This is a genomic window from Colwellia echini, assembly GCF_002843355.2.
Taxonomy (GTDB): domain Bacteria; phylum Pseudomonadota; class Gammaproteobacteria; order Enterobacterales; family Alteromonadaceae; genus Colwellia; species Colwellia echini.
In genome coordinates this window covers 1-12,098 of sequence record NZ_PJAI02000004.1, presented here as the reverse complement: position 1 = coordinate 12,098, position 12,098 = coordinate 1, and the positions used below count along the sequence as shown (strand labels likewise).

Annotated in this window: 9 protein-coding genes and 1 pseudogene; 7 read left to right on the top strand and 3 right to left on the bottom strand. The window is 35.8% G+C overall.

Annotation, left to right across the window (positions count from 1 at the left end):
* Positions 1-2 precede the first annotated feature (2 nt).
* Complete coding sequence (nudC, locus tag CWS31_RS05070; RefSeq protein WP_101345096.1) at positions 3-983, top strand: NAD(+) diphosphatase; 981 nt, start codon at positions 3-5, stop codon at positions 981-983.
* 266 nt (positions 984-1,249) lie between these two features.
* A complete protein-coding gene (locus CWS31_RS05065) occupies positions 1,250-2,611 on the top strand; it encodes a DNA recombination protein RmuC (RefSeq protein ID WP_101345095.1) in 1,362 nt (453 codons plus the stop codon).
* 61 nt (positions 2,612-2,672) lie between these two features.
* Here CWS31_RS05065 and CWS31_RS05060 read toward each other — a convergent pair whose 3' ends face one another.
* Positions 2,673-4,010, bottom strand: a complete 1,338-nt coding sequence (locus CWS31_RS05060; protein ID WP_101345094.1) for a sodium-dependent transporter — start codon at positions 4,008-4,010, stop codon at positions 2,673-2,675.
* Between the two features lie 192 nt (positions 4,011-4,202).
* Between CWS31_RS05060 and CWS31_RS05055 the strand changes: the two genes are divergently transcribed.
* Entirely contained in the window at positions 4,203-4,862 is a 660-nt protein-coding gene (locus CWS31_RS05055) for an MBL fold metallo-hydrolase (RefSeq protein WP_101345093.1), read from the top strand.
* On the opposite strand, the gene CWS31_RS05050 is transcribed toward CWS31_RS05055, so the two are convergent.
* Positions 4,863-5,624 (bottom strand): Crp/Fnr family transcriptional regulator, encoded by a 762-nt coding sequence (locus CWS31_RS05050; RefSeq protein ID WP_101345092.1) that lies wholly within the window; start codon positions 5,622-5,624, stop codon positions 4,863-4,865.
* Between the two features lie 412 nt (positions 5,625-6,036).
* Between CWS31_RS05050 and dnaK the strand changes: the two genes are divergently transcribed.
* Both dnaK and CWS31_RS05040 read left to right on the top strand, forming a co-directional pair.
* Positions 6,037-7,965: a molecular chaperone DnaK gene (gene dnaK / locus CWS31_RS05045; RefSeq protein WP_101345091.1), complete on the top strand. Its 1,929-nt coding sequence runs from the start codon at positions 6,037-6,039 to the stop codon at positions 7,963-7,965.
* A 354-nt stretch (positions 7,966-8,319) separates the two neighbouring features.
* Positions 8,320-8,979, top strand: a complete 660-nt coding sequence (locus CWS31_RS05040) for a hypothetical protein (protein WP_148747687.1) — start codon at positions 8,320-8,322, stop codon at positions 8,977-8,979.
* Positions 8,980-9,153: 174 nt separating this feature from the next.
* Here the strand turns inward: CWS31_RS05040 and CWS31_RS05035 are convergent, their stop codons facing one another.
* Entirely contained in the window at positions 9,154-9,885 is a 732-nt protein-coding gene (locus CWS31_RS05035; RefSeq protein WP_101345089.1) for a MauE/DoxX family redox-associated membrane protein, read from the bottom strand.
* 430 nt (positions 9,886-10,315) lie between these two features.
* On the opposite strand from CWS31_RS05035, the gene CWS31_RS05030 reads away from it, so the two are divergent.
* Together CWS31_RS05030 and CWS31_RS05025 are read left to right on the top strand one after the other, a co-directional pair.
* On the top strand, positions 10,316-10,882 hold the full coding sequence (locus tag CWS31_RS05030) for a DinB family protein (RefSeq protein WP_101345088.1): 567 nt from the start codon (positions 10,316-10,318) through the stop codon (positions 10,880-10,882).
* An 810-nt stretch (positions 10,883-11,692) separates the two neighbouring features.
* Positions 11,693-12,098 (top strand): annotated as a pseudogene (locus CWS31_RS05025) (30S ribosomal protein S6--L-glutamate ligase); the annotation flags it as partial.

Sequence of the window (12,098 nt, the reverse complement as noted above, 5' to 3'; positions counted from 1 at the left end):
TTATGACGTTCGCCTATGCCAATATGCCATTAGATCGCTGCACTAATCAACGTAACAATAAACGTTGGTTAGCTGCTGAGTTTAATCATGATAATACTGTTTTTTGTGTCATTAATGACGGAATGTGTCTTGTTGATAATAGTAAAGTAATTAGCCCTATTTACCTTAATAAAGCACAACTGCCTACTGTTAATATTGCTAGTTGTATCTACCTAGGTAAAACTAGCGTAAGTGGAGATAAGTCGCAATCAAGCTCTATTTTTGCCATCGATTTTAAAAAGTTACGCTTCTCTACTCAGGAAGAGTTAACCGAGCTAGGTCAATGGCAAAAATTAAGAGGCATAACACCTAACTTAACGGCGATTGATGCCTCAATTTTAGCTTTAGCAAAAGGTTTAGTGTATTGGCATACCAGCCATCAGTTTTGTGGACTGTGTGGTAACACTAGTCTCGCAGTCGAGGCAGGACACGCAAGACGATGTACAGATTGTCGTAATATGACTTTTCCACGTACCGATCCTGCGGTGATCATGTTAGTTGAAAAAATGTTTGATGATGGTATAGCGCGCTGTTTATTAGGTAGACAAGCAAGTTGGGATAAAGGTGTGTATTCCATCCTCGCAGGTTTCGTTGATCCAGGTGAAACTTTTGAACAAGCAGTGGTCAGAGAAGTTGTTGAAGAAACCGCAGTTATTGCACAAAACCCACAATATATTGCCTCGCAGCCGTGGCCATTTCCAGCGTCTATCATGATTGGATTTACCGCAGAAGCAATCAGCGATGTTATTGATGTCAGTCAAGATGCCTTAGAAAATGCACAATGGTTTAGTCGTGAACAGTTAAATAGTTTTGGTGTAAAAGGTGACGGACTTGAGTCAGGTAAAGACTCGGCTAATAAATTACTTTATAAAATGAGTAGTAGTGATTCTATTTCAGCGTATTTAATAAACGCATGGAAGAATAAGGAAATAGGCAAGTATTAAAGTATTGATAGAAAGTCATCAAATTTAAGTAGTTACTAAGCAATTGATATAATGAATTAACTCTATTTCATGAGCCCGATCTCAGGTTAGTTAATGAAAGTACTAGCTGCAATAAGTGAGTTATGCTTTAATAAGTACTGTAATAAAAAACAGTACTTTTATGCGCTTACATTACTAAGTGAATTACTAGGTGAATTGCTAGATAGATTGCTTGGTAAGTTACCATTGAGTAAACATTACTAACTTTAACTACTTGAGAATAATGAATGAATTTCCTCACTGATTTAAGCCCTGATCAACAATATCTCTTAGCGTTAACCCTAGCGGCAATACTCTTGGGCACTTTGTTATGGGTAATCTTTCGTATTGCTAGCATGAACAAAAGTCTATTGGCGCAAAACCAAGAATTAGCGCAATCAGTTACCACTTCATTGGCGCAGCAATTTTCTGAACAATCAAAGCATTTGCAAGAAACAATTCAACAGCAATTACAACAGCAACTGGGCCAAGCACACGACAAACAACAGTTGTTGTTATCAAACACCATTGACCAACAAATGGCCGATTTGCGCATTAAATTGATGAGACAAGTAAATGAGTTACAAACTCAATTGACCAATCAACAAAGCCAGTCGCTTGATCAAGTGATTAATCATTTAAATAATGCAGGGCAAGCAAACCGTGAAGAATTGGCGAAAACCTTAGCGCAAACTAGCGATCAAATGAGTAAACGTATTGACGGTTTAACAACAGCTACCGATAAACGCTTGCAAGAAATCAGTGGTCAGGTAGAAAAACGTCTAGCCGAAGGGTTTGAAAAAACGACTAAAACCTTCAGTGATATTTTACAACGCTTAGCACTGATTGATGATGCGCAAAAGAAAATTACCGAGTTATCGACCAACGTGGTGAGTTTACAAGAAGTACTAAACGACAAACGTTCGCGTGGCGCTTTTGGTGAAGTACAACTAAACAGTCTGATTAGAAACGTATTACCAGAGCAAAGCTTTAAACTTCAACATACCTTATCTAACGGAAAAATAGCCGACTGTGTACTCTTCTTACCTAAACCTACTGGTAATGTGGTGGTGGATTCAAAGTTTCCATTAGAGAGTTATCGTAAAATGGTTGATCTTGAAGCACATGAAACAGATCGTACTATTGCGATGCGTCAGTTTAAACTGGATATCAAAAAACACATTAATGATATTAGTGATAAATACCTTATTGACAACGAAACTGCCGATGGCGCTATTATGTTTATTCCTGCCGAAGCTATTTTTGCTGAAATTCACGGACATCAAAGTGACTTGGTAGAGTACGCTAATAAAAAGCGGGTATGGCTAACATCGCCAACTACGTTGATGGCAATATTAACCACCGCGCGCTCAGTACTTAAAGATGAAGCAACGCGTCAACAAATTCATATTATTCAAGCGCACTTGTCTGATTTAGGAAAAGATTTTAACCGCTTTAAAGGGCGCTTTGCTAACCTTGCCAAACATATTGATCAAGCGGCTATGGATGTTAAACAAATTCATACCTCAGCGGACAAAATATCTACACGCTTTGAGAAAATAGAGCAGGTAGAGTTAGTTAATGAAGAAGTTGAGTTATTAGAAAAATAAACCGATTTTTATTACGTTATTTTCTGTTTAATAGGCACTTTGCTTCAGATATATCCCCCAACTAAAAAGCAATATTAACAAAAACAATCATGAGTAATACTGGGCAAATAAAGCGTAAATAAAAACCTAATAGTTTTAAAGTTCGTTTTTTATTTAGCTCTGCTAGGTTGGTTAACTTATTACCGCGTTGCCATAACCAGCCGACAACAATGAAATAAAACAACGACATTAATGGTTGTAAAATGGTGGTGAGTAATTGAATCACCAGCTCAAATAAAGGCTCAAAAAAGATAATAACTAACATGCTGGCGATAAAAACTATGCCTGATGTTAAGCAGGTGGCTTGTTTTCGGCTCAATCTTTTATCTTCAATAAGATAAGCTACTGGTACTTCCGTAGTTGAAATAGTGGAGGTTAATGCGGCTATTGATAACAACATAAAAAAGATAAATGAGACGACTAGCCCTATTGTCCCCATGGCACTAAATAGAGTAGGTAAAATACTAAATATTAGTTGTCCACCGCCCACTAAATTGCCATCAGAGAAAACCGTTTGACCATTATGTTGAGCTACAAACAGCGCAGGAATAATTAATAAGCCAGCAATAAAAGCAATAAAAGTATCCAGTGCAGTAATTGATAACACTAACTTACCAACGCCTTTACCTTTTGGGATATAAGAGCCATACGCCATCATAGCGCCAACGCCAATGGCAAGAGAGAAAAACGCTTGTCCCATTGCCGATATTATTAAACTTGGTTTTGTTATTTGACTAAAATCTGGAATTAAATAAAGCGCTAAACCCTCTTGTGCGCCATCTTGTTGTAGCATGTAAATAATTAAACCGAGCATCATTACCAACAGTAAAGGCATTAACCGTGCAGACCAGCGCTCTATGCCGCTATGCACGCCTTGAAAAACAATACCAGCGCTTAGTATGATAAAAATAGGCGTAAAGAGTAAATTACGTAAGGTGCTTGAGTTTGATAACCAAACAGATATTTGTTGTAAACCGATGATCTCAAATATTGCCGCTAACGCATGAGCAAGCATCCAACCCGCTACTATGGTGTAAAAGCTAAGCATCATTACAGCGCCGATGATACCAATAATACCAGCACAGTGACCAAGTTTACTGAACCTTTCGCCACAAGCTTTTGCTAACGCCGAAACAGGATTCGTTTGTGCCTGATTACCAATATAAACCTCAGCATAAAGTGCTGGTAGGGCAAGTAATACAGTAACAATTAAGTAAACTACTAAAAATGCACCGCCACCATTATTAGCCGCTTGGGTTGGAAATCCCCAAATATTACCTAAACCAATTGCTGCACCTGCTGCAGCCAGTACAAATCCAAGGCGAGAATGAAAAGAGTCACGTGATGAAGTGCTAGACATAGAAAATAACTGTTTGATAAAATTAATTATTTAAAGCTTAGCTATTTAAGCGCTGAAGTGAAAGGCTTTATCTTTATTTGATGTGTTATTATTCAAGCGCTTTTATCTGAAATTTAATTTTTAAATACTAAATAAGTAATAAATAAGCAATCAGATAAACATTATAAGTAAACAGACAATAAGTAGAGTACTATGTTAAAACATGAAATTATTCCGGTAACACCTTTCGAGCAAAACTGTACCTTGTTTTGGTGTACCGAGACTAAGCAGGCTGCGGTAGTAGATCCCGGTGGTGATATTGAAAAAATTAAAGCCGCTATTGCTCGTAATGGAGTAACGTTAGAAAAAATATTGATCACTCATGCTCATCTTGACCATGCGGGCGCCACTGATGCTTTAGCTAAGCACTTTGATGTGATCATAGAGGGACCACATAAAGAAGATCAGTTTTGGATTGATGGATTTGATAACCAAAAACAGATGTTTGGTGCAGCATTTTCATACGCAACCAAGTTTACGCCAACACGATTTTTAAAGCAGGGCGATACTGTTAGCTTTGGTAACATTGTGATGGAAGTGTATTTTTGCCCAGGGCATACACCAGGGCATGTGGTGTTTTTCCATCGCGAATCAAAAATAGCACAAGTGGGCGATGTGATATTTAGTGGTTCAATTGGCCGTACTGATTTTCCACGAGGCGATCACGGCACGTTAATTCGCTCTATTCGTGAAAACCTATTTCCGTTAGGTGATGATGTGTGTTTTATTCCTGGACATGGGCCAATGAGTACGTTTGGTCAAGAGCGCCGAACAAACCCGCATGTAAGTGATCGAGCTGTGGGCATAAGCTAATTAGCTTTTTGCTAACGGTGTATTTGACAGATCCTGCGTGTATTTAGCTTCGCGCTCTAACGCTTCCAAGTCTTTAATTATAAGCTGATTACGTTTTTTATCGATAATATCAGCTTGTTTCCACAACTGTAATTGTTTATTCACTACTTGTCTTACCGAGCCTGTCATTCTTGCTAAAGTTTCATCGGTCAAACCATTAATCAAATGATGGTGATGTGCTTCTTCTTCACGGCCTGTATAAAATTTAATTTTATTAATGTGTTCTAAAATAATACGACCTAAACGCGTGGTTACATCATGTAAGGCGAGGTTACTGACTTGCTGCTCTTTTTCGCGCATTTTTTTCGCTAAATAAGGCATAAACTGTTTATTAAATGCAGGGTAGGTCCAAAGCCATTGACGCATAGTTTCCAGTTTTACTGATAACAATTTTACAGTGTTAAGTGGCGAGATAATAATATCGTGTGGTTGGTCGTCAAGCAGCACCATTAAATCTAAACAATCACCAGCATATAGCATATCTAAGGTGGCTTCTTTACCTGTATCAGCATTACTTTGTTTAATTTCTAATTGCCCAGACATAACCACAAAGAAGCGTTTTGTTAATATGTTGGAATTAATGTAATCGTCTTTTTGCCATTCATGAAGCTGAAATTCTTGCTGAAAATCTTCAATTAATTTCTCAGGTAAACCGGCAAAAATAGTTGCTTGTTTAACGAGTACAGGATTAGCACGTTGTGGTAAGCCGATAGTGTTGTCCATAGTAAAAATAATACCTAAAAACTGAATACGAGTTAAATAACCGGAAGTTGATGTAATGACAACGGGTAAACTTTATTCTACATAGTTGTCATTATTTAGCAAAAACATCATGCTGGTTTTTATTTTTCCATCATCTCATTAAATATAATCAAATAACATAATGATTTTAAATGAAAATTTAATTTTTTGAAATTAAATAGCGCAAACTGTCATATATGTGACAGAAGCATTATCGCAGTCTACGTATTATAGCCCCACTAACCAAACATCAAGTGACAAACCAACAAGGTTATTTAGTTAACCCGTTAGTAACTCACAATGTTTAAAGGTTGTTTATACGGTCAAACTGCAAACAGGTAAGTACCATGAGCATCAGACCTTTATTACATTTTTAATTTAATAGGTGATTATTATGACAAACACTACATCAAAAGTTATTGGTATTGATTTAGGTACAACAAATTCATGTGTAGCGGTTATGGAAGGTGGCGTTGCTAAAATTATAGAAAACGCTGAAGGTAGCCGCACCACACCGTCAATTGTTGCCTATGCAGATAACGAAACTCTAGCGGGTCAACCTGCAAAAAGACAATCGGTAACTAACTCTAAAAACACATTATTTGCTATCAAGCGATTAATTGGTCGTAAATTTAGCGATAAAGAAGTACAAAAAGATATTAAATTAGCGCCTTACAAAATTGTAAAGGCAGACAATGGCGATGCGTGGGTTGAAGTTAATGGTAAAGCATTATCACCACAAGAAGTATCAGCACAAGTTTTACGTAAACTCAAAAAAGATGCGGAAGCTTATTTAGGTGAAACAGTAACTGAAGCGGTAATTACGGTTCCTGCTTACTTTAACGATTCACAACGTCAAGCTACCAAAGATGCAGGTAAAATTGCAGGCCTTAATGTTAAGCGTATTATTAACGAGCCAACAGCAGCAGCACTCGCTTATGGCGTAGATAAAAATAGTAAAGCCGATCAAAATGTTGTGGTTTACGATTTAGGTGGTGGTACTTTTGATATCTCAATAATTGAAATATCGAATGTTGATGGTGAAAAACAATTTGAAGTATTAGCAACCAACGGTGATACCTTTTTAGGTGGTGAAGATTTTGATTTACGCTTAATTAATTACCTTGTTGATGAATTCAAAAAAGACACAGGCATTGATATTAACAATGATCCTCTAGCTTTACAGCGTATTAAAGAAGCGGCTGAAAAAGCTAAAATCGAGTTATCATCAACGCAGCAAACTGAGGTGAACTTACCTTATGTTACTGCGGATGCAAGTGGTCCTAAACATTTGAACGTAAAAGTGACCCGTGCAAAATTAGAATCTCTAGTTGAAGATTTAATTAAATCGACTATTGCACCGTGTGAGCAAGCGTTAAAAGATGCGGGCTTAACTAAAGGCGAAATTAACGAAGTTATTTTGGTAGGTGGTCAAACACGTATGCCAAAAGTGCAAGAAGCAGTTAATGCATTCTTTGGTAAAGAGGCTCGTAAAGATGTTAACCCTGATGAAGCGGTGGCAATAGGCGCGGCAATTCAAGCGGGAGTGTTATCAGGTACAGTAAATGATGTGTTATTACTTGATGTAACACCACTATCGTTAGGTATTGAAACCTTAGGTGGTGTAATGACTAAACTCATTGATAAAAACACTACCATACCAACCCGTGCGTCAGAAGTTTTTTCAACGGCGGAAGACAATCAAGCGGCGGTAACTATACATGTGTTACAAGGTCAGCGAGAAATGGCGACCGATAACAAATCGTTAGGGCAATTTAATCTAACTGATATTAACCCCGGTCCTCGCGGTTCGGTGAAAGTGGAGGTTACCTTTGATATTGATGCCGATGGCATATTAAATGTTTCAGCGAAAGACCAAGCAACGGGTAAAGAGCAAAGCATTAAAATAACATCTTCAAGTGGTTTAACCGAAGATGAAATAAACCGTATGCTTAAAGATGCTGAAGCTCATGCGAGTGAAGATAAAGCAAAACGTGAGTTAGTTGAAGCAAGTAATAAAGCCGATCAATTAATTCATACGGTACAAACGTCTATGACAAGTTTGAGTGATGAACAGCAAACCGAGCTTAAAGGTTTAATTGAGCAACTGAAAATGGCGGTAAATGGGAACGATAAGTCAGCGATTGAAATGCGACAAAATGCATTGCAACAAGCTTACAGTAATATAACGCAAGCTGAGCAAGCAAAAGCAGAGCAATCACAAACTGATCAACGTCAACAGCAATCAGCGCAAGGTAATGGAGCAGAAAGTGCTAACGACGACATCATTGATGCAGAATTTGAAGACGTTAGTAACGGTTAATCAATAGGTTTAGTACTTAATTAATTAGCTAGTATGCTAGCTAATAAATTAAATAGCCGGTTAAGTGGTTATTTAACAGGGTTAGCTAAAAGCTGTTACTAATAGCGATCAACTAAATAAAACCCCTAATATTTAATATTAGGGGTTTTCTATTATTAAGAAGCTAGTTGAAGCAGTTAAGTTAAGTAACTGGAAAATATCATGTGGCCGTGCCAGCCAATGACATCTCGTATTGCCATTAAATGACTTGTAGTCTGACATTTATCAAATAATAATATTCTCCTCATTCAGCATCAACCAGTTCAGTACTTATTTTTAACTTATTGATATAATGCGCATAGTGACGTATTCTCAATGCCATTTAAAAGATCAGTTGGATTATTTTCTTTTGTAAATAGAAGGAATGCTAAAGCTGTCACATTTTTTGTTCCAAAAATCCGCCAACATCACCAAGCCGGTGAATGGCGTTATGAAAGGAATCCTATGTATCGAATTATGTTTTTACCCGTTATTTATTTATTGACGGCTTGTGGCTCTGAATCTGATAGTGAAGAGCAAACTAGAGATTTAAATGAAGCAATCTCTTTCTCTGAATTGATCGATAAACGTATGAAAGTAGACACCAGCATAGATGGTAAAACTATTTTGATTATTAGTGAGGTTAATGCTTATTTTAATCAAAATGATGGTTGTGCTAATGATATCCCTATTTGTACGCAAGAGGAGTATTCAACAGATATTTCAGAACCATCATATCAAAGTAATGGTGTAGGGGCTTGTAGTGGTTACGGTATTGAATTAATAAATACCTCATTTTCTGAAAAACTTGAGTTAAATTTAGTTGAGCACCCTGAATTTTACTCTCTTGTTGAAGAGTATAATGTTCCAGTAAACTTTTTTGCAAAAGTTGAATTTATTGAGCGCCAAGTTTGGTGTGGAGATCAAATGAATTATGGGATTAAATTGACACTTAAAGATGGTGAAGAGTCACATCTTCTTGAACAATTGAACTAACCCTTTCATAACCTTAAACGGAACATAAACAGTTGCCTATGTTTTGCTTAAATATAAAAGAAATATAAAAGACACTCACCCATAATGTGCTGATCTATAACTCCAATGTATAAGACTTTATTTGAAGTAAATTTTTAAAATCAAAAGGAAGTGATAAATAAAACACTATCTCTTCTATCTAATAAACATCCAAATACCAGCAGCGATCATAAATAGATTTTCTGTTAGAGAAATAAAGCCCAGAGGTACGTTACTGTCACCGCCTACGCACGCACATTTTAGTTCTCGTTTATCTATATAGACGGCTTTAATTACAGAAACGGCACCAACACCACCAATGAACAATGAAATAGGGGCAATGCTATACGCTGGTAACCCAGCAATCATTCCAATACCAACAAATGCTTCTAAAAATGGGTAAACATAAGCGTACCTAATTACTTTCATAGCTAATAAGTCATAAGTGATAAATGAATTCGTGAAGCTAAATAAGTCTTGAAGCTTTTGTATTGCCAATACTGCCATTGTTAAGGCAACAAACAGCTCTGCTGTTTGCATTGATATTAAGTCATTACTCGATGCAAAAATAAATGCCAAGCTAAGCAAAAATGTAACTGAAAAAATTGCGATGATAGGAGTGTAAGTTGTACCTTGTTGGACGGCTTGTGGTTTATTAAAGTAATCACGTAAATCGTCATAACCTCCAATACGTTTATCGTCAATAAAAGTTTGAGGTGTCGTCTCTATATTGTGTTGTTTTTTAAATTCATCTATTTGTTCCCGAGAAGTTAAAAGCTGATCATCAACTTTATATCCTTCTCGTTCTAATAGGTCTTTTGATTTTAAACCAAACGGACAAATATACTCATCTGTTGCCATTCGAAAAAGTTGAGCTGATTTACTCATGTTTGCCCCTTAAATGTTATTTATTTTGTATTTTATTCCTACTTGTAAGTAATTTTTACACTATTAAATTAAAAAAATAGTGTTTGTAGTATTTACAATAGATATTTAAGAAAGACATCAAAAAATATGCCATGAAGGTTAAAACTAAACGCTTAATTTAATTATGAGCTTCTAATTTTAATTAAATATGTAAGTTCAACAGTAAAATATGAGGAGAAATATAAGTGAGTGTTACTTTTATTTATTTTTAATATCATAAATTATTTAAAAACTTAGCTAAAAATAACAATTACCGTAGTTACGAGCGCTAAAAACTAAATGAAAATTATTGATACAATAGTCGATAAGGTATATTGTTTTGTTAAATATTAAGTGAGTGTCACTTTTATTTTTCTACAAGCTCGTTATGCTGACTTAGTTCGGAGTATAAATGAACCTATTGAGTCATTTCATTTTGATGGCAGATTATAATCACAGAATGAACATTCAATTTTCTAATGTTATAGATAATTTGAGTGAAGAAATTACCAACGAAGATTTAGGGGCATATTTTATCTCTATAATGGGAACTCTTAATCATATATTAGTTGGCGATATCATTTGGCTATCAAGGTTTTCTAAGCATTCAAATAATTATCTAGCTCTAAAAAGTATACTGGAACTACCTAAACCAAATGGATTAAACGATATGATTTTTCCAGAGTTTAGCTCATTCAAAATAGCACGTGAAAAAGTAGATTTATCATTATCTAATTGGCTCAAGTATGAAGTTGATACAATTGACTTCACTAAAAACTTAGAATATTCCAGTACAAAAGGTATTATCAGTACTCGTAATTTTGGTGAGTTACTTAGTCATTTATTTAATCACCAAACACATCATCGAGGTCAATTATCCACTTTGTTAAATCAACAAGGACTTGATGTGGGAGTTACAGACTTCTTAGTAGAGATCCCCGAAATATCAACAAAGCAGGAAAATTTACAAATAATATAAGTGATACTCATTTGTAATTGCTAAATTAAAACCTCTTTACTATGGTTGAATAATCATCATGGAAAGAGGTTTTTTTATCATGGCACTCGCACCTAAAAAAATTAGTTTATCTGATAATTTTATTACCAATGCACTTCTCGTTGTGTTCGCCGAGCATTTTTTGTACGTCGAAGATAAACACACATGGCTGAAGTTTTAAACTAGAATATGTAGTGTGTTTTATGTTTTCTCAAAGAAAAAAGTAGTCTACTTAATCTTTTGTAACATTAATAAACTGTAATGTTAGCTCAATAATCAGGCGAAGTATTCTATACTAATAAACCGATAACGATATTAAATTGATTTTAAAGGTTTTTTATGATTAAAATCACCCAAATATTGAGACTTAGTACGTTTGATAGCTAAAATTACAACCAAAGCCTTATTACTACTGCCCTCTGGTAGGTTCAAGTAATAAGAGCATTATACCCGTTCAACTCAAAGGTGTAGAGCTCAGCAGAAATTAGAATCCCTTTTGGCAAAGCATTGATTGTAGTGAATGAGTATTCACTTATTACAATCAATAAATTAGCATAAAGCGCGAGTAAACCAATCCTTATGGTCGGATTAGTAAATCATATCCAACGTTATATTTTGAAGGGGCAAGCTTTATTAAACAAATATGCTTTGCTTATGATCGCTCAGATTTCCTGAAACGAACGTTTTTAAGAGGGTTGGTATACATCCTAAATAAAATATTACGCTACTTTTATTGTCTGATTGAGCATGACAGAATGAAAGTGTTAACTAAATGAATTCAAAGGAAATACAATGAAAGTTGCTATATTATCTCGAAACAAAAATCTTTACTCTACACGCCGCTTAAAAGAAGCTGGCGAAGCAATGGGTCATGAAGTTGATATTATTGATACGCTGCACTGTTATATGGATATAACTAGTACACGTTCAAGTGTGCGTTACAAAGGTGAAGAATTACCTGAATATGATGCTATTATTCCGCGTATTGGCGCATCAGTAACCTTCTACGGTACAGCAGTAGCAAGACAGTTTGAAATGATGGGCACGTTTAATATTAATGAATCAGTGGCTATAAGCCGTTCACGCGACAAACTCCGCTCGTTACAATTATTGTCGCGTAAAGGCGTTGGCTTACCAAGAACAGGCTTTGCTAGCCGACCTGATAACATTAAAGATTTAATTAAAAACGTGGGCGGCG

What these genes read in the sequence shown, in the direction of transcription:
- nudC (WP_101345096.1), top strand. Translation starts at nt 3, where the DNA reads ATGACGTTCGCCTATGCCAATATGCCATTAGATCGCTGCACTAATCAA.
- CWS31_RS05065 (WP_101345095.1), top strand. Translation starts at nt 1,250, where the DNA reads ATGAATTTCCTCACTGATTTAAGCCCTGATCAACAATATCTCTTAGCG.
- CWS31_RS05060 (WP_101345094.1), bottom strand. Translation starts at nt 4,010, where the DNA reads ATGTCTAGCACTTCATCACGTGACTCTTTTCATTCTCGCCTTGGATTT.
- CWS31_RS05055 (WP_101345093.1), top strand. Translation starts at nt 4,203, where the DNA reads ATGTTAAAACATGAAATTATTCCGGTAACACCTTTCGAGCAAAACTGT.
- CWS31_RS05050 (WP_101345092.1), bottom strand. Translation starts at nt 5,624, where the DNA reads ATGGACAACACTATCGGCTTACCACAACGTGCTAATCCTGTACTCGTT.
- dnaK (WP_101345091.1), top strand. Translation starts at nt 6,037, where the DNA reads ATGACAAACACTACATCAAAAGTTATTGGTATTGATTTAGGTACAACA.
- CWS31_RS05040 (WP_148747687.1), top strand. Translation starts at nt 8,320, where the DNA reads ATGCCATTTAAAAGATCAGTTGGATTATTTTCTTTTGTAAATAGAAGG.
- CWS31_RS05035 (WP_101345089.1), bottom strand. Translation starts at nt 9,885, where the DNA reads ATGAGTAAATCAGCTCAACTTTTTCGAATGGCAACAGATGAGTATATT.
- CWS31_RS05030 (WP_101345088.1), top strand. Translation starts at nt 10,316, where the DNA reads ATGAACCTATTGAGTCATTTCATTTTGATGGCAGATTATAATCACAGA.